At 67.2% G+C, this 17935-nt stretch carries 17 protein-coding genes; 8 read left to right on the top strand and 9 right to left on the bottom strand.

The features are described from left to right. Window position 1 precedes the first annotated feature (1 nt). From H7J89_RS00390 to H7J89_RS00375, 4 genes are read left to right on the top strand one after another with little or no spacing between them, the layout of a single operon-like run. Complete coding sequence (locus H7J89_RS00390) at window positions 2-970, top strand: enoyl-CoA hydratase/isomerase family protein (RefSeq protein ID WP_067208961.1); 969 nt, start codon at window positions 2-4, stop codon at window positions 968-970. A 19-nt stretch (window positions 971-989) separates the two neighbouring features. Beyond that, window positions 990-3323, top strand: a complete 2334-nt coding sequence (locus H7J89_RS00385; protein WP_372513678.1) for a CaiB/BaiF CoA transferase family protein — start codon at window positions 990-992, stop codon at window positions 3321-3323. Then, the gene (locus tag H7J89_RS00380; protein WP_264035597.1) at window positions 3320-4084 is read left to right on the top strand and encodes an SDR family NAD(P)-dependent oxidoreductase; all 765 of its coding nucleotides are present in this window, start codon (window positions 3320-3322) and stop codon (window positions 4082-4084) included. The genes H7J89_RS00385 and H7J89_RS00380 overlap by 4 nt, the downstream gene beginning before the upstream one ends. A gap of 4 nt (window positions 4085-4088) precedes the next feature. Beyond that, the gene (locus H7J89_RS00375; protein WP_264035596.1) at window positions 4089-5369 is read left to right on the top strand and encodes a hypothetical protein; all 1281 of its coding nucleotides are present in this window, start codon (window positions 4089-4091) and stop codon (window positions 5367-5369) included. 1 nt (window position 5370) lies between these two features. Here H7J89_RS00375 and H7J89_RS00370 read toward each other — a convergent pair whose 3' ends face one another. The 6 genes from H7J89_RS00370 to H7J89_RS00345 form a co-directional block, all read right to left on the bottom strand. Continuing rightward, window positions 5371-6732: an HNH endonuclease signature motif containing protein gene (locus tag H7J89_RS00370; protein WP_264035595.1), complete on the bottom strand. Its 1362-nt coding sequence runs from the start codon at window positions 6730-6732 to the stop codon at window positions 5371-5373. Window positions 6733-6811: 79 nt separating this feature from the next. Further along, a complete protein-coding gene (locus H7J89_RS00365) occupies window positions 6812-7930 on the bottom strand; it encodes a M24 family metallopeptidase (protein WP_264035594.1) in 1119 nt (372 codons plus the stop codon). Then, window positions 7920-9155: a M24 family metallopeptidase gene (locus H7J89_RS00360; protein WP_264035593.1), complete on the bottom strand. Its 1236-nt coding sequence runs from the start codon at window positions 9153-9155 to the stop codon at window positions 7920-7922. The genes H7J89_RS00365 and H7J89_RS00360 overlap by 11 nt, the downstream gene beginning before the upstream one ends. A gap of 1 nt (window position 9156) precedes the next feature. Next, window positions 9157-10323 (bottom strand): amidohydrolase family protein, encoded by a 1167-nt coding sequence (locus H7J89_RS00355; protein ID WP_264035592.1) that lies wholly within the window; start codon window positions 10321-10323, stop codon window positions 9157-9159. 10 nt (window positions 10324-10333) lie between these two features. Further along, on the bottom strand, window positions 10334-11557 hold the full coding sequence (locus H7J89_RS00350; RefSeq protein WP_264035591.1) for a cytochrome P450: 1224 nt from the start codon (window positions 11555-11557) through the stop codon (window positions 10334-10336). A 39-nt stretch (window positions 11558-11596) separates the two neighbouring features. Then, window positions 11597-12274: a TetR/AcrR family transcriptional regulator gene (locus tag H7J89_RS00345; RefSeq protein WP_264035590.1), complete on the bottom strand. Its 678-nt coding sequence runs from the start codon at window positions 12272-12274 to the stop codon at window positions 11597-11599. Between the two features lie 145 nt (window positions 12275-12419). Between H7J89_RS00345 and H7J89_RS00340 the strand changes: the two genes are divergently transcribed. Further along, the gene (locus tag H7J89_RS00340; protein ID WP_264035589.1) at window positions 12420-12896 is read left to right on the top strand and encodes a nitroreductase family deazaflavin-dependent oxidoreductase; all 477 of its coding nucleotides are present in this window, start codon (window positions 12420-12422) and stop codon (window positions 12894-12896) included. Window positions 12897-12912: 16 nt separating this feature from the next. Here H7J89_RS00340 and H7J89_RS00335 read toward each other — a convergent pair whose 3' ends face one another. The 3 genes from H7J89_RS00335 to H7J89_RS00325 form a co-directional block, all read right to left on the bottom strand. After that, window positions 12913-13407, bottom strand: a complete 495-nt coding sequence (locus tag H7J89_RS00335; RefSeq protein WP_264035588.1) for a DUF2231 domain-containing protein — start codon at window positions 13405-13407, stop codon at window positions 12913-12915. A gap of 33 nt (window positions 13408-13440) precedes the next feature. After that, window positions 13441-14046, bottom strand: a complete 606-nt coding sequence (locus H7J89_RS00330) for a hypothetical protein (RefSeq protein ID WP_372513690.1) — start codon at window positions 14044-14046, stop codon at window positions 13441-13443. A 137-nt stretch (window positions 14047-14183) separates the two neighbouring features. Next, entirely contained in the window at window positions 14184-15008 is an 825-nt protein-coding gene (locus tag H7J89_RS00325; protein WP_264035586.1) for a SigB/SigF/SigG family RNA polymerase sigma factor, read from the bottom strand. Between the two features lie 677 nt (window positions 15009-15685). Between H7J89_RS00325 and H7J89_RS00320 the strand changes: the two genes are divergently transcribed. From H7J89_RS00320 to H7J89_RS00310, 3 genes are all read left to right on the top strand, one after another. Next, complete coding sequence (locus H7J89_RS00320; protein WP_264035584.1) at window positions 15686-16579, top strand: SDR family NAD(P)-dependent oxidoreductase; 894 nt, start codon at window positions 15686-15688, stop codon at window positions 16577-16579. A gap of 189 nt (window positions 16580-16768) precedes the next feature. After that, window positions 16769-17554: a heavy metal-binding domain-containing protein gene (locus H7J89_RS00315; RefSeq protein WP_264035930.1), complete on the top strand. Its 786-nt coding sequence runs from the start codon at window positions 16769-16771 to the stop codon at window positions 17552-17554. Beyond that, entirely contained in the window at window positions 17554-17934 is a 381-nt protein-coding gene (locus H7J89_RS00310) for a DUF5073 family protein (RefSeq protein ID WP_264035583.1), read from the top strand. Before H7J89_RS00315 ends, H7J89_RS00310 begins: the two co-directional genes overlap by 1 nt. Window position 17935 lies beyond the last annotated feature (1 nt).

Raw genomic sequence — 17935 nt, 5'->3', positions numbered from 1 at the left:
CATGCCCGAATACGACTACGAAGAAATGAAAAAGGAAGCCGAGCAGTACATCAAGTTCGAGAAGGACAAGAAGAACCGGATCGCCTACATCACCTTCAACCGCCCCGAGGAGCTCAACTCCACCACCTTGGGTATGCGGCAGAACTACGCCGACCTGATCCACAAGTGCAACGTGGACGACGACGTGAAGGTCGTCGTGATCCGTGGCGAGGGAGATGATTTCGGAAGCGGTGGCGACCTGCCCGAGCAGCGGGGAATGCTGGAGAACCCCGGCATGCCGCTGCTGCACGAGCTGGCCATCAACGATGACGACGTCAAGTACCCGCCCGGCGGATCCTATCGCTACCTGTCGACCGTCACCGACTTCTACGCCAAGGCGCGCGCGGGAAACCGCCCGCTGCAGGAGCTGCGCAAGATCAGCATCATCGAGGCCAAGGGCTACTGCTACGGCTGGCACTTCTACCAGGCCGGCGATGCCGACCTGGTGGTCTCGTCCGACGACGCCCTCTTCGGCCACCCGGCGTTTCGCTACGTGGGTTGGGGACCGCGCCTGTGGTGGTGGGCCGAGACGATGGGCCTGCGCAAGTTCTCCGAAATGTTGTTCACCGGAAGGCCGTTCAGCGCCAAGGAGATGTACGAATGCGGCTTCGTCAACAGCGTGGTGCCGCGCGAGAAGCTGGAAGAAGAGACGCTGAAGTACGCGATGGCCTGCTCGCGTTCCCGCCCGACCGACACCGTCGCGGTGCAGAAGACCTTCTTGGAGCTCTACAAACAGCACAAGGGTGAATACTTCGGCAGCCTGCTCACCGGCATGGTCGAGGGGATGCTGCCGATGATTCAAAACGACGCGGAGGAAGTGGACCTGACCGCGGGCACCTTCGAGAAGGGCCTCAACAACGTGGTGAAGGACAACGACCTCAACTTCCCGCCGGAGTGGCGCCTGAGCCGCTCGGGACGCGCGAAGCCCTGACCGTTTTGGGAGAGCTCGCATGTCGGCGCTGACCGGTTTCCGGGTCGTCGAGCTGGCCGGGTCCGTGGCGGGGGAGTACTGCGGAAAGTTGTTGGCCGACTTCGGCGCCGAGATCCTCAAGGTCGAGGCGCCGGAGTCCGGCAGCCCGACGCGGGCGATGGCTCCCATCGTCGCCGACGGCCCCGACGGCAGCGGGCTGTTCGCGTACCTCAACACCAACAAGCAGTCCGTCGTGCTCGACCTCGGTTCGGATGACGGCATCGAGACCGCCCACCGGCTCGTCGGCACCGCGGACGCGGTCATCGACGACGGCGACACCGGCTGGGCGCGGCTGCACCCGGACGTGGTGTTCTGTTCGATCACGCCGTTCGGGCAGGACGCGCCCGCCGAGTTCGGCAATGCCAAGAGCATCAACGTGTTCCACGCCAGCGGTTGGGGATACCACACGCCCAGCCACCCCGACCCCGCCAAGCCGCCACTGCAGGGGCCGGGCCGGTTCCTGGCCGACTACGAAGCGGGACTGGACGCCGCGCTGTGCGTGACGGCGGCGCTGTTCGGGCGGCTGCACAGCGGCGGCGGCGATTCCATTGACATCTCCGAACACGCCGTGCTGGCCTCCCGCGCCGACTGCATCATCGGCCGGTTCATCACCGGTGAGGTGACCGCCGAAGCCCGCCGCAACGACTACGACCAGGCGGGCCCGGCAGCGTTTTTCGCATGCGCCGACGGTTTCGTCTACCTGTACATGACCAGCCGCGCCCACTGGCTCGGCCTGAAAGAGCTCATGTGTCACCCGGAGTGGCTGGACGCGTTCGACGACGACTGGCTGGAGTTTTCCGTCACGCAGGAAAAGGTGGCCGCGTTCCAGCGGGGCTTTGCGGCGTGGATCCGGGGCCTTGCCAAGGAAGAAGCGTCCGATCGAGCCCAGCGCCTGGGTGTGCCGCTGGTGCCGGTGAACGGCGCCGCGGACCTACATGATTCCCCGCAGTACCGGCACCGGGGTTTCTTCCAGCAGGTGCGGCACCCCGTGTTGGGCGACGCGGCCTATCCGACGGTGCCATACGCGTTCGGCGCGTCGCCGGCTCGAATCACCTCCGCCGCACCGGCCCTCGGCGAGCACACCGGGCTGGTCCTGGACCGCATCGATACCCCGCGCCCGCGGCCGCGGGTCAAGTCGGCGCAACTCAAGCCGCCCAAGGATCCGCGCGGTGGGCCGCTGCAAGGGGTTCGGGTCGTCGAGCTCACCAAGGTATGGGCCGGGCCGTACGCGGGCAAGCTGCTGGCGATGCTGGGCGCCGAGGTCATCAAGGTCGAAACCGCGGGCTGCCCCGAGGAGATGCGCGCCTACGGCGGCACCGACATCGACCACGCGCCCTACTTCCTCAGCATCAACCCCGAAATCCTCAGCGTGGACCTCGATATCAAGTCCATCGAAGGCATGGCGCAGCTGCGTGAGCTGATCGCCCGCAGCGACATCGTGATCAACAACTTGCGCCCGGGCGCGATGGAACGCCAGGGCCTGGGCCATGCGCAGCTGACCGAGATCAAGGCGGACATCGTCTCCGTGTCGATCAAGATGTGGGGCAACGACGGGCCGCTGGGCCATCAAACCGGTTACGCCCCATGCTTCGCCGCCCTGGCCGGGCTCGCCCCACTGGTCGGCTATCGCGGCGGACCGCCCCTCGGGACGAGCATGCGCTACGGCGATTCGACCGTCGGTGCTGCGGCCGCGTACGCCGCGGTGGTCGCGTTGTTGCATCGCGAACTCACCGGCGCCGGGCAGTTCGTCGACTTGTCGGCGGTGGAAACCCTGTCATCGATGATCGGCGACTGCCTGCTCGAGCACGCCCTGACCGGACAGGCGTTCGGGCCCAACGGCAATGACCATCCGGACCTGTGCCCCCATGGCTGCTATCCCTGCGCGGATGGTGGCTGGATCACGGTGGCCGTCGCCGACGACGCGCAGTGGCACGGGTTGTGCGACGTGCTCGGCGCGGGATCGCTGGCCCGAGAACGCCGCTACGCCACCATGGAGGGGCGACGGTGCGATGCCGAGGCGCTCGACGCCTGCCTCGCGCAACTCACCCGGTGCCACGCAGCCGAGCAACTGGCGGACCGCCTGCGCGCGGCGGGTGTCCCGGCCGGCAAGAGCGCCACCTCTCTCGACGTGATCGGCGATGAACGACTGTGGGCCCGCGAGCTGTTCAGGTTCGTGAGCGACCATCGAGAGGGCCAGCGCCCGATCGTCGGGCCATCCTGGCGGATGGCGCGCGGCGAGGCGCGCATCGCCCGCGGCGCGCCGGACTTGGGCGAGCACACCGAGTACGTGCTACACGAGATACTGGGCGCATGACGGGGACACTTGCACAAACCGCGGCCCTGGTCACCGGCGCGAGTAGCGGTATCGGGGCCGCGACGGCCAAAGCGCTCGCCGCGGAAGGCGCGGCGGTGGCCCTGCTCGCGCGACGCGCGGACCGGCTCGCCGAGTTGCAAGCCGATATCGAATCCGCCGGTGGCACAGCGCTGGCCGTGGCGGCCGACGTCACCGACGCCGAACAGGTGTCGGCGGCCGTGCAGCGCGCCGTCGCGCAGTTCGGCCGGCTCGACACCGTGGTGAACAACGCCGGGCTGATGCAATCCGGACCGGCGGCCGAGGCGTCGCTGCGGGATTGGGATGCCATGGTGACGGTCAACGTGCAAGGGGTTCTGTACGTCACGCGTGCGGCGCTCCCGCACCTGATCGACGCCGCCGCCGATTCGCCGCGCGGTGTCGCCGATCTCGTCACCATCAGTTCGACCGCCGGTTGGGTGGCCCGGCCGAACACCGCGGTTTACTCGCTGACCAAGTTCGGGGTGAACGCCTTCAGCGAGGGCATTCGGCAAGAGGTGCTCGGGCAGCGGGTCCGGGTCGGCGTGGTGGGACCGGGAACGGTCGATACCGAAATCTTCGACCAGCTTGCCGAATCGTCGCGGGAGGCGTTCGAGCGCCAGACCGCCGGCATGGTCAAGTTGCGCCCCGAAGACATCGCCGACGCGGTGCTGTTCATGGTGACCCGGGACCGCCGGGTGGCCGTCAACCACATGCTGGTGCGCGCGGCCGAACAAACCTGGTAAGCAATTGACTTCACATTGGGCCGTCGGCGACCAGTACGGGTTGGCGTTCCCGGCCGACCCCGCGGCGCTGGAAGGCGGCGCGGCGCCGTTTCTCACCACGGCGTTTCTCGCCTCGGGCGCGTTGCGGGACAACGGCATCGCGCGGGTTACCGAGTTTGCCGAGGTGGCCGGCGGCAGCACGGGACGCAAGGCGATCCTGTCCGTCGAATACGCCAAACCCGCCCCGGAACTGCCCGCCGAGTTGTTCGTCAAGTTTTCGCGCGACTTCGACGATCCGGCGCGCGATCGCGGCAAAGCCCAAATGGAACCCGAAGTGCGATTCGCCACGCTGTCCCGTGCGCCGGAATTCCCGATCGCCGTACCCCGGGTCCTGTTCGCCGACTATCACCGTCAAGCGAGCACCGGAATACTGGTCACCGAGCGGATCCGATTCGGCGGCAACGGGATCGAACCGCAGTATCACAAATGCCTCGACTACGAGATGCCCGAACCCCTAGAGCATTACCGAGCGCTCCTCACCGCGCTGGCCCGGCTCGCCGGCACCCATCGATCCGGGCGGCTGCCGGCCGAATTGACCGCGCCCTTCCCGCTGGACGTGGCCGCCGCGACGGTGGGGGATCGGGCGCCGCTCTCCCCGGGCAAGCTGGAGCGCCGGGTGGACCAACTGGCGGAATTCGCCGCGATCCGCCCCGGGCTGTTGCCCGCTTGTTCACCGGAGTTGGTCACGCGCCTGCGTGCGGATGTGCCCCGGTTCGCGCATTGCGAGCAGACTGTCGCGACTCTGCTGGCCGATGACTGCGACTATGTCGCGCTGTGCCATTGGAACGCGAACATCGACAACGCATGGTTTTGGCGCGACGCCGACGGTGTTCTGCGCTGCGGCCTGATGGACTGGGGATGCGTCAGCCAAATGAACCTCGGCATGGCGATCTGGGGAGCCATGTCCGGCGCCGAAACCGATCTGTGGGACTGCCATCTCGACGAGCTGTTACTGCTGTTCGTGACCGAATACCGCCGTTGCGGCGGGCCGGAACTCGACCCGGTTCGGTTGCGCCGATACACAGTGCTGTACGCGGCGGCGATGGGCGTCGCCTGGCTGCTGGACGTGCCGGCGTTGATTCGCAAGCGATTCGAAGCGATACCGGACAGTCGACGCCATCCACTGATCAGGGACGACGAGGGCGTACGCGCGCCGTTGCAGATGCTGTCGAATCTGCTGTTCCTCTGGGATCGGCATCGCGTCGGGGAGCTGCTTGACGCCGCGCTCGCGGAGTGGAACACCTGAGCTACGGTCCATCGTCGTCCTCGTTTCGGAGCAGCTTCTCCGGATGATGAAAGGTGTTGGTGCGGGGCCGGCCGCGGTCCAAGTGCGGTGGCGGTAGCCATTCCGTGTCGCCCTTGGCGTTCTTGCGGGTGTTCCAGCCGCCCGGCTTGAGCAGGTGGTGGTGGGGTCCGCAGGCGAACGTGAGGCCGTCGACGTCGGTGCTCCGGCACTTGGCCCAGTCGGTGACGTGGTGGACCTCCGAGTAGTAACCCGGCACCGCGCAGCCCGGTGCCGAGCACCCGCGATCCTTGGCGTACAGCACGATTCGCTGGCCGGGGGAGGCGAGTCGTTTGGTGTGGTACAGGGCCAGGGCTTTGCCATTGTCGAAGATCGCCAAATAATGACGCGCGTGCCGGCTTAAGCGGATCACGTCGCTCATCGGCAGGATGGTGCCGCCGCCGGTCAGCCCACGCCCGGCCGCGGCTTCCAGCTCTTGCAGGGTCGTGGTGACGACGATGGACGCCGGTAAGCCGTTGTGAAGGCCCAGTTTTCCCGAGGCCAGCAGAGCTCTGAGGCCGGCATTGAGCCCGTCATGGTTGCGTTGGGCCGCTGACCGGGCGTCGCGGTCGATCGACTCCTGGCCTGGTGCGCCGTCCACGCATGGCACGTCGTCGAGCGGGTTGCACATGCCGGGCGCGGCCAGCTTCGCGAGCACGGCCTCAATGGTGGCCCGCAGTTCGGGGCTGATCACGCCGCGCAATTCCGACATGCCGTCGGCCTGCTGCTTGCCCAGGGTCAATCCACGCCGCCGCGCGCGGTCGTCGTCGGTGTAGGTGCCGTCGGGGTTCAGGCAATCGCCGACGTGATCGGCGAGTTCGGCCAATTGTTCTGGGCGGTAGTCCATTCCGTGAGTGACGAGGTCGGCTTCGACGGCCTGACGGGTGACGAAGTCCACCCAGCCCGGCAGCTGACGGAAAAGCCTGCGGATCACCGCCACTTGCCCGGTGCCCAGCTTTCCCTCTCGTTGGGCGTCGGCGGTTGCGGCAAGGATCGGTGCCAGTGGTTCGCCGGTCAGCCCACGCCGCGGCCCGAGATCAGCCGCTTCCTTGATGCGCCTCGATGCTTCGGCGCGGCTGATCAAAGTCGATTCGGCGATCGAATGGGAGAGCGTGCCGCCAAGCTCCTCTGCCGTGGCCTGACGCGCCAAGTTGTTGATCAGCGGATGCTCGATAGCCGGCAGCTGGCGGCGCACCTTCTCGCAGCGCTCCAGCATCGCCAACTGCTCGCGAGTGGCTAGGTCATCGCCGTCGTAGCCGACCAGATCCCCGATGGCAGCGTCGATGGTGTCGAATGCTGCCAACACGGCCTCGCGATCAAGACTCACACCCCGAAACTATCGGGACCCACCGACAAAATCCGCTTTGATGAGGCCACTGAAGTCAAAGTGACACAAGTGATTTCAGTCAGCCGGGCCACGCCGGGCTGGTAGTCATCACGTCGACGCCGTCCTCGGTGATGTGAACGGTGTCCCGCCGGTATACCGCGCCGGTTCCCTGCTGCCACACGTAGCCGGTGATCGCCAGCACCATGCCGGCCTCCAGCTCGTCGTGTTCCCCCGCGTCGAGCAGGGGCTCGGACACCACCGGCGGATCGAAGCCCAGACCCAACCCGTGCGCGATCGGCATCGGCGGTATCGGCTCGCCGGCCGACTGGTAGGCGGCGAGCAGGCCGGAGGTGGGCGCACCGGGGCGGCAGGCGGCAAGCATATTGTGGTACAACGCGTCCGACCGTCCGAACAGCTCGCGGGTGGCAACGTCGACTTCGCCGACGGGCCAGGTGCGCCCCACCTCGGCGACATAGCCATTCGCCAGGGCCCCGGCGGCGAACGCGACCAGGTCGCCCGGCCGAGCCTCGCCGGAATCGGCACGGCGCCAAGGGTGTTCCTTCGAGGTCACCCAGGCGGCATCCTGAGTGGCCGGCGTGCTCACCCCGCCCGCGGCCATGGCCTCCATCATCGCCCCGGCAAGCGTTCGCTCCGATGCTCCCGGCGCGAATTCGGCCAGGGCGGCGGCGAGTCCGCGTTCGGCGATGCGCAGCGCGGAGCCCATCGCCGCGATTTCGTCGGGCGTCTTGACGCGCCGCGCCGCGCGCATCGCCACCTCCGCGTCGACGAGCTCGGCATTGGGAAACGCCTCGGGCAGGAGCGCGGCGAAAGTGGGTGTGATCGCATCGGTTCCGACTCGGCCGGCCCTCTCGGCACCGTCGATCTTCTTCAGCACGTCGATGAGCGTCACCGGGTTCCAGGCCAGTCCGTAGAGGTGATCGTGTCCGATCTCCTCCGGAACCCCCTCGTCATCGGTGCTGTTGAGGTAGATGTCCCCGGAGGCGCGCACCACCACGCACATGGGACCGAACGGTCGCGTCCCGGCTATCCAGAGCTGCGGTGCGCCGGTGACGTAACGGATGTTGGCCTGCCGCCCGAGCACCAGGATGTCGAGGCCGTGCGCGTCCATTTGGGCCAGCGCCCGTTCCCGACGACCCATCCGCAATGCGTGGGGGTCGGGCAAAACCTCAGTCGCCATAAGGCGAATAGGGGTAGTCGGTGATCGGCAGGTAGCCGTCTTCGGTGATCACCACGATCTCCTCACTGCGATAGCCGCCCGTCCCGTCCTCCCACACCACGGGTTCCAGAACCAGAACCATCCCGGCTGAGAAGACGAAGTTGTTGTCGAATTCTTCGCCGAGATCCGTTCCGATCATGGGCGCTTCGGCGGGGTAGGTGCCGATGCCGTGGCCCAGATAAAAATGCGGCAACCACGGTTTGCGCCCACCGTTGGCGGCGATCGCCGCCCGCGCCAGATCACCGGAAGTGACACCGGCTTTGGTCACGGCGAGCACCGCCTCCAGGATGGCCCGCCATTGCCGGAACTGGTCCTGCTGTCGCGGCGTGGGCTGTTCGCCGACAATCCAGGTCCGGCCGAAATCGGAACAGTACCCGAGGTAGGTCATGCTGATATCGGTCCAGAGCACATCACCGGCGGCGAGTTCACGATCGGTGGGCAACAGCGGCAACGCGAGATCGCCATGCGTCGTCCAGACTCCGGCTTCGCGCGAACTGGGCATGACCTGCCAAATGGCCTCCAGCATGTTGGTGGTGGCGCCCAGCTCAAAGGCGCGACGCACCAGCGTGGCCGAGAGGTCGATCTGCCGCACCCCCGGCGCCAGGGCCCGCTGCACGTCCACAATCGCTTCTTCGGTGATGCGGGCCGCCCGGCGAAGGCACGACAGCTCATCCCGCGTCTTCAGCAACTGCGCGGCACCGACCACGATCGCCGCATCCGTCGGCGCGCCTGCGGGGAACAGCTTGGGGCCTGCCCTTCGCATCGCCCCGGTCAGCTCGTCGACGGCGATGCTCGCGCCCGGCGGGATCAGCGTGGCCAGCTCGCGCGCGAATTGCTGTACGCCATGGTCGAATTCGAGGTAGACGGGGCCGTGCAGATGGTCATCTGGCAGCGGCGGCTGCGCGGACGCCCCGCCGCGGAACGGCATAAACAGGTGCGGATGTTCATCTTCGGCGAGCACGACCGCGACCGGGCGCTCCACGTGCGACAGACCCGCGTCCACCAGCGGCCAGCTGGCCCCCGTCGCGTACCCGACGTAGCCGTTCATCAGCAGGATCAGCGCGTCGACCCCATGGTCGGCCATCGCGGCCCGCAGCCGCGCGCCCGTTTCGGAACGCATGCGCGCCAGGTCCGGTTCATCGGGGATGTCGACGAGCGAGCCGGGGGAGGCTAGTGATTCGGTCATCTCAAATACCCAAGAAGTTTCTGACGTTCCCGCTGACGACGCGGACGGCGTCCTCGGGACCGACGGCGTCGACCACGGCGGCCAGCGAGCGCTCCGAATAGCCGTAAGTGCTTTCGTTGTGCGGGTAGTCGGACGACCACATCACCTTGTCGATCCCGATCTCGTCGATCTGGGCGAGCCCAAGGCGGTCCACCATGAACGACGCGCACATGTGGGTGTCCCAGTAATATCGGACGTCGTGTTCGGGCTGATGTGCGAGCATGTGCCGGTACGAGGCCAGCACGTGTTCGGCGTCTTGCAACGCCGGTGGGACCCAGGCGATACCGCCCTCGAACCAGCCGACCCGTAGCCCCGGATGACGGTCGAGGATGCCGCCGAAGACGTACTTGGAGAACATCTCCCGGAACGAGTCGATGTTGACCATCATGGCCACCGCGACGCTGTTGACCTCGCTCGGAACCTTCGGCTGGCTCTCGCCGATGTGGTGGGTGACCGGCAGCCCGGCATCCTCGATCTCGTCCCACACCGCGCTCATCGCGGAACTGGAGAAGTCGATGGCACGGCCGTTGTCGTCATTGCCGGGGCTGATCGGCATTAGAAACGTCTTGAGCCCCAGGGATTTCAGCTCGGTCAGGGTGCGCCGGGCTCCGCGCGGATCCCACCAGTTGATCAGACCGACACCGTAGCAGTGGACACCCGAGCGCTCCTGGAAGGCCGCGATGTGTTCGTTGTAGATGCGGAAGATGCGCTCGCGCAGGTCCTTATCGGGATAGTGGAACAACGCCAGCACCGCGTTGGGAAACACCAGCTCCTTGTCGACGCCGTCTTCGGCCAGCTCACAAACGCGGGCGTCGATGTTGCTGCTGACGGCACCGGCCAGGTCGTCGTATTGCATGAGCACCGCGCTGAAATCGCCGACCACCATCGACTGCCCCGGCCGGCCGAGCAGGTACGCGCCGTCCTCGTACCAGATCCGCGGCGCGTAATCCTTCAGGTCGTCGGGGAAGTGCTCGTAGAAGATGTCCTCGGCCACCGAAATGTGGTTGTCGGCGGAGAACACCTCGGTGCCGGGGGGCAGGCCCGTGCGGGCACCGGCAGCGTGACCGCGGCGGTGCTTGGGCGCACCGATCACACCCGCGGGGTAAAGGGTCTGGGTTTGCGATGACATCATCGTCCACTCACCATGTCACCGGAAGCTCGTAGAGGCCATAGGCCAGCGCGTCGTGTTTGAACGGCAGCTCTTCCAGGGGCACCGCGAGCCGCAGTGTCGGGACGCGGCGCAGCAGGGTGGGCAAGACGATCTGCAGTTCCATCCGGGCCAGCTGCTGCCCGACGCACTGATGGCGGCCGTAGCCGAAGCCGACATGCGGGCCGTCCTCCCGGCGCAGGTCGAGCCGGTCGGGCTGGGGAAATTGCCGGGCGTCCCAGTTCGCCGGCGCCACGTCGAGGATGATGCCCTCGCCTGCGCGGATCGTCTCGCCGCCGACGTCGATATCCTCGACCGCGATGCGGCGCTGGCCCGTCTGAATGATGCTCAGGTAGCGCATCAGTTCCTCGACTGCGACGGCAATCGCCTTCGGATCGTCGCTGTCGCGCATCAAGGCCAGCTGGTCGGGATGGTCGAGTAGGGCCGCGATGCTCAGGCTGATCATGTTGGCGGTGGTCTCGTGACCGGCGATGAGCACGCCGGTGGCCAACTGGGCGGCCTCGCGGACGCTGAGCTCTTCGGCGTTGACCCGCTCGGCGAGGTCGGACACCAAATCCTCCGAGGGGCTTTGCATTTTGGCCCGCACCAGATTGGCCAGGTATTTCGCCAACGATGCGGCGCCCTGGGCCGTGTCCTCCTCCGTGGCGTAACGGCCCATGCCCCGTTGGGCTTGGGCCTGGAAGAAGTCGGCGTCCTCGTAGGGCACGCCCAACAATTGGCTGATGACCAGCGATGGGACGGGCAGCGCCAACGTGCTGACGATGTCGCCCGGCTTGGGGCCGGCCAGCAGCGCGTCGATGTGATCGTCGGTGATCTTCTGCACCGCCGACCGCAGCGCCTCGACCCGCTTGAACGTGAACGGCTTTGACAACATCCGCCGGAACCGGGTGTGTTCTTCGGCGTCGGAGGTGAACACCGACCGCGGACGCTTGTGCACAGTCGCCAGCATGCCCGCGTTCCAATGCGGATAGCCGGGCAGGCGGTCGTCGACGCTGGCGCGCGAATCGGTGAACAACGCCCGGATCGCCTCATAACCGTGGATCAACCACGGTGTGCTGTCGTCCCAGATCCGCACGCGACTCAGCTGCCTGTCGGCATTGAGCTCCAACACCTTTGGCGGCGGGGCGAACGGGCAACCCGGCGCACGCGACATCGGGAACTCCGGAATATCGGTGGCGGTCGAGACGTCGGTCATCGTTCTCCTTGCTGCTGGCCTGCTTTGGTTTTCGGTCGACTAGCCGGCTGCCGCACCCACGTGGACCGGTGCGCGCCACAGGCCGACGATGGCGTCGATCAGGCCTTCGCCGGCGACCGGCCAAGCCGAACGCGAGCGTGGCCCGTGCTCGGCCAAGGCGCCTTCGTGCTCGGCGCAGGTGTGCATGAGCAGGTTGCGCACCATGACCATGCGTTCCGAACGCACCCGCCTGGGCAGGTCGGGGAGGCAGCGGTTGATGCCGTCGATGGTCCGCACCAGCAGCGGCGACGTGAGCGCGTCTTTGGTGACGACGTGGCGGTAGGTGGGGTCGGCCATGGCCTGGGCGGCGAACCGCGCGTACCAGCTGGGCGCCCCGAGCGCGTGCAGGTGATCGGTGAGTGGCCGCACCAATGCGCCCACCCAGTCGCGCAGGTCGGTCGAATGGTCGATGGCGGCCAACATCTGCGCGCGGAGCTCCTCGATGGGTTCCCGATGCCTGCTCTCGATCGCCCGGAGCAGGTCGGTCCTGGTGCCGAAGTGATAGCAGGCCGCGGCGTTGTTGCCCTGCCCGGCCGCCTCGCTGATCTGCCGGTTCGATACGGCATACATGCCGCGTTCGGCGAACAGTACTTCCGCGGCCGACAAGATCGCGTCCCGCGTGCCCGTCGATCGGTCGGACCGGGCCATCCGCTCGGCGGTCATCGCCTCAGTGAACACCGCATGCCTGATTAAATCAAGCAGTTTATTTAACGGCGTGGCGGCCACGGCGACGTGCTGCACGTCCGCATTCGAATCCCGTCCCGTCAAGGCGATTTCATCGCTGCGACGCCCGAACCGGCCCGCACGGGAATACAGTCACCGTATGAATCCGCTGCAGCGGTTGGCCGGCAATCCGGTGGCCTACCGCCGGTTCGTCCTCAATGGCCGGCCGGTCGCGGAAGCTGTCGAGGCGCTGTTGCGGTTCGCGACGGGTGGGCGGCTTGGCGTGCTGGACCTCGCCGGTCTGCCGAACGTGCGGATCACGACGTCGGGTCGCAAAACCGGCCTCGCCCGCACGGCGACGGTGCAGTACGTGCCCGTCGAGAATGGGCTGTTGCTGGTCGGTTCCAACTGGGGCCGGGACCGCCACCCGTCGTGGTCGGCGAATCTGAAAGCCACGCAGCGAGTTACCGTCCGCAGGCGCGGGCAGCGCTTCGTCGCGACGGTGCGGATGCTCACCGGCGAGGAGCGCGACGAAGCGTGGTCAGAGGTGCTGGTGCACTGGCCGAACTATCAACTAGCCCAAGATCGGGCGGGCGGGCGCCGGTTCCGCCTGTTTCTACTTACGCCCATTGGGTAGGCGCCGCGAAAGACCGCTAACCCGGGTGGTGGGATTGTTGCAGGCGGGCGATTTCGCCACCCCAAACCGATTGGGCCCCAGCATCACCCACGCGGTAGATCTGGACCGTCGACGCGATGGCGACGGCGAGCACCAGTATCGCGATGGTCGCCCGGACGACCACGCGGCGCTTGTCCGAGCGGCGTTCGACCAACCGCATCACCACCAGCACCAGCGCGGCCGCCAGCAGTGCGGCGGAGAAGTAGGTCATCGTCGCGCCCAGGGTGGCGTGCTTCTGCAGGATGGCGCTGGGTTTGGCTCTCAGGTCGTAAAGCCATTCCCCGGCGTTTACCGTGATCGGCGTCAACACCATGGTGGCGGCAGCCGATATCACCGCGAGCCACAACAGCGGGCCCCGCCGCGCCGTCGGCCAAACCACGCACACGATCTCGAGCAGGGCGGTCACCGGTACCAGCACGACCACGAAATGCAGCAGCAGGGCATGGGCTGGCATGCCGTTGATGATGGTCATCGGGCTCCTTGGTGGTGGGCGGTCAGTTCGCGCTCAGCCGCCGAGCCCCTTCTTGATGGCCGCATCTTGTTTCTGGCCCACGTCGTTGACGAAATCCGCGGGGGCCAGGGTGTCGGGCGGGCCGTCGAACTGCAGCGTGACGAAGGCCCTGCCCTCGGTGAACAGCAGTATCGTCACGCCCTTGCTCTTGTCCGGATTGTTGCCCAATAACGTTGTTCCGCCGGTTCCGACGTTGGCAGGCTGCGTCGTCGGGTTCTTGATCACGTCACCCTGAGCGCCCTTGGCCGTGTTCAGCGCGTCGGTGGCGGCGCCGGGGTCCGCGAACACCTGGATGGTGTCCTTGATGACGTGGCTGCCGTCCTCGTCCTTGAACGTCGTGGCGACGCCCGGCTGGCCATTCGGGTTGGGGGTCGGTGGGGTGGCGGTGAACGGTATCGGCGCGTTGATGTCGCTCGCCTGGATCAACAGTCCGGTGTACTCGCTTGGCTGCGCGGCGGCCGACGACGTCGGCGCCGAGCTGTGCGCGCTGGTGGCCGAGCTGGACGACCCCGACTTCGACGGCGTTGGCGTCGTCGAATTCTTGCCGCACCCCGCCACCGCCACCGCCAGCGCCGTCGTCACCGCGACGCCCGCGGCCACCGTCCGTGAAGTCCCCATCGCTCGAGCTCCCTTCCAGGCTGCCTCCGGCGCCACCGTCGAGTTCGTTCCCGAATCGCACAGTACATTGCGGCGCGGCGCCACCGTGGCGCCGAAGGCCCCTTGGGGAGGTGAAAGGGCTAATCCAGTTGGTCGCGCAGGCAGCGCAGGGTGCTGGCCAGAATGCGGGACACCTGCATCTGCGAGACCCCGATGCACTCGGCGATCTGGCTCTGCGTCATCGATTCGAAGAATCGCATGCGCAAGACCTCGCGTTCGCGCTCGGGGAGTGCGGCAACCAGGACGCGCAGCGCTTCCCGGTTGGTGATGTGCTCGATCTGCGGGTCGATGCCGCCGACCGCGTCCGCGACCAGTCGCGGCGTGCCCGAGCTGTCGGTGCCCACCGGCGCGTCCAGCGAATCCAGGCGGTAGGCGTCGCCCGCCACCAGGCATTCCACTATTTCCTCGCGGGGGACTTCGAGCGCCTGCGACAGCTCGCCCGCGGTGGGCGCGCGCCCCAGCTTCTGGGCCAGATCGCCGGTCGTCCTGCTGATCTGCACGTGCAATTCACGCAGTCTCCGCGGTACCCGCATGCCCCAGCTGTAGTCGCGGAAGTACCGGCGAACCTCGCCCATCATGGTCGGAACCGCGAAGCCGATGAAGCTGGGCCCTTTGTCGGGATCAAACCTGTTGATGGCGTTCATCAGCCCCAGTCGTGCCACCTGGATGAGGTCATCGAGACCCTCGCCGCGGCGCGCGAAGTGGCTGGCCACATGGTCGGCCAGGGGCAGGCATCGGGTCACGATGCGTTCGCGCTGGCGACGGTAGTCGTGCGATTCGGCCGGCATCTGGCGCAGCAGCACGAACATTTCGACCACGTCGTCGTACGAATCGTCGGCTTTTTTCTCACGGCTCGGGGCCGAAGGGGTGGAAGCAGGACGGGCTGGGGCGATCACATTGGTCATAGGCGCACGCGCCCTGTCTCGGCGCGGCTGAACCTGAAAGCTTTGGTGCACAAACATTTCTGCATTACTGACTCACTCCTCTGAGTCGTGTGCAGCGAGACTGGCAGCTATGCGCACGTCGCCTCACTGCACCTGTATCCGCAGGACTGGTCGTTTATCGAACGCGCGGGTTACCGACGGGGAGATGACTCGGGTGTTTGTCGCCGGAGCCATGTCAAGCTCGGTAGCCGTGCGGCTGACTGGCCGCTTTGAGCTAAACGGCGACACGTCCAGAACGGACTTCGTTTACGACTATACGCCCCATCGCGTGTGCCCGCGATCGCTTACCCCGACTCGGTCCTGGCTCTTCTCCCAAGGGTTTCCACCGCATGATCGAACGGCGTCGTAGCAAACCGCCTGACGCTTGCCCACGCCGGCTCCCTTAACTCGCGGAACTGGGCCGTCGAGATCTTTCCGGTTCGAACCGGCGGCTGGTCGGCAACGCGGGGCGGCATGCCGCCGGTTAACCGGGGGTCGCCGGCGCTCCCACGTTCCGCGCGTGTCGGAAGGTGTCAACCGCGGTTCTCATTTCTGTCCCGGCTGGGTACTGTTCGCCTAATGTTCGTGACCGATCTCTCGCTTGCTCTCGGTCCTGGCCGAGAGCCTTTCGTGCACAATGCATTACGACGGTCACGGCGATGAATGACGGCGGGCGCCCGTTGGACGGGTGCGGCGTGGCGGTGGCCGGCGGCAGCCGTGGGATTGGGCGGGCCGTCGTCGAGCTGCTGTGCGCCCTGGGTGCCGGCGTGATCGTCAACGGGCGCGACGCGGACCCGGTCGAGGAGACCGTCGCCGCGGTCACGGCGTCCGGCGGGTGTGCCAGCGCGGTGGTCGGACCCGCCGACGACGAACGCGTCGCCGGCCTCCTGGTCGACGACTGCGTGCGCAGGTACGGACGCCTGGATGCCCTGATCAACTGTGCGGGGATCGCCGAGCCGCCCGGCTCCTCGATTCTGAACATTTCGCCGGGTGACTTCGACCGCCTGATCAGCGCACACCTCGGCACCGTGTTCCACACGTGCCGGGCGGGGGCTCGCGTCATGGCCGCGCAGGGGCACGGCGCCATCGTCAACACCAGTTCGGTCGCATTTCTGGGCGACTACGGCGGCACCGGCTATCCCGCGGGAAAGGGCGCCGTGAACGCCCTGACCTTGGCCATCGCCGCCGAACTGAAGGTCCACGGCGTGCGAGCCAACGTGGTGTGCCCCGGCGCCCGGACACGGCTGTCCACGGGCGCCGAGTACGAGAAGCACATCGAGGACCTGCACCGGCGCGGCCTGCTGGACGAAATGACCATGCAGGCCTCGCTCGACAGCGCGCCGGCCGCCTTCGTGGCCCCGCTCTACGCGTATCTCGTGAGCGACCTGGCGCGGGCCGTGACGGGTCAGATCTTCGTCGCGGCAGGCGGATTCGTCGGTAGCTTCGACCGGCCGACACCGCGGGTCCTGGGCTACCGCGACCACCACGACGCCCAACCCTGGTCGATCGACGAGCTGCACACGATGATCGGCGCCGCGCAAGCCGCGCACTGAGCGCCCCGAACCGCCGGGCAACAGCAAATCGATCGCGGCTACGCCGTGGCCGTGCCCGCGCGGGCCGGGCCCGACGCCCCAGGGCACCCTGATTTCGCCGCCGGTGCACCGGAAAGACGCACGTTGTGGGTGTGCGAGGCGGTCCGGCCGCCTAGGCTGTCCTGCGAACCGCAGGAGGGTGTTTTGACAATGCAACCGAACCCGCTCGACCCAGTTGCCAGCGAACGACTGTCGCACGCAGGCAAAGTTTTCACCTCCGATCTGTCGATCAACGAATTCGCCTTGTTGCATGGGGCCGGGTTCGAGCCGATCGAACTCGTCATGGGGGTATCGGTCTACCACGTCGGTTATCAGTTCACCGGGATCCGGCAACAATCCGAACTGCCCGTGCTCACCGACGCGACCTACCGGGCGCGCTGGAACGCGATGTCGCGGATGCAGGCGGAGGCCGATTCGCTGGGCGCGGACGGCGTGGTCGGCGTCCGCCTCGAATGGCGTCACCAGGGCGAGGGCGAGCATCTGGAGTTCATCGCGGTCGGCACCGCGGTGCGATACGCGGAGAAGCCCGGGGCCTATCGCCGTCCCAACGGGCAGGCGTTCACCAGTCACCTGTCCGGGCAGGACCTGACCACCCTGTTGCGATCGGGATTCGTCCCGGTGGCGTTCGTGATGGGCAACTGCGTGTTCCACATCGCCGTGCAAGGGTTCCTGCGCACGCTCGGCCAGGTGGGCCGGAACGCCGAGATGCCCCAGTGGACGCAGGGGAGCTACCAGGCGCGCGAGCTGGCGATGTCGCGCATGCAGAGTGAGGCCGAGCGCGATGGCGGAACCGGCGTCGTCGGGGTGCACTTCGCCATCTCCAACTACGCCTGGGGGCATCACACCGTGGAGTTCTACGTCGCGGGAACCGCGGTGCGTCGCGGCGGTGAGGCGCAGACGCTGACGCCGTCGTTCGTCCTGCCCATGAGCGATTGATGACGAGCCTCGATTACCAGCGGGTCGGCGAGTCCATCGGAACGGCCTTGGCCGGTCCCGGGGGAGTCGGGCTGGTGCTGAGGGTCTTCTCCGCCGTTCCGGGGGTGATCTTCGCCCCCGCGCGCCGCGGTTTCTTCCGGTCGCAGCCGGAGCGGGTGCAGATCGGCCACTGGCGTTATGAAGTCACCCCCGACGGCCGCGTCAGCGCCGCCCACCTGGTGAACGGGATCGTCCTGGCCGAAGAGGTCCTCGCGGCGGGCGCCGTCGGACCGCACCTCGCTCGCGCCCTCGGGCAGCTGGTGACCAGCTACGGCCCGACAATCATCCCCAACATCGATGCGGCCCTCGAGGTCCTCGAGGCCGGGGCCGGACCGCGCTGAG

The organism is Mycobacterium paraffinicum (assembly GCF_025822865.1).
Classification (GTDB): Bacteria; Actinomycetota; Actinomycetes; order Mycobacteriales; family Mycobacteriaceae; genus Mycobacterium; species Mycobacterium paraffinicum.
Note: the sequence above shows the minus strand (reverse complement) of the source record. Positions and strands in the feature narration are given on the sequence as shown.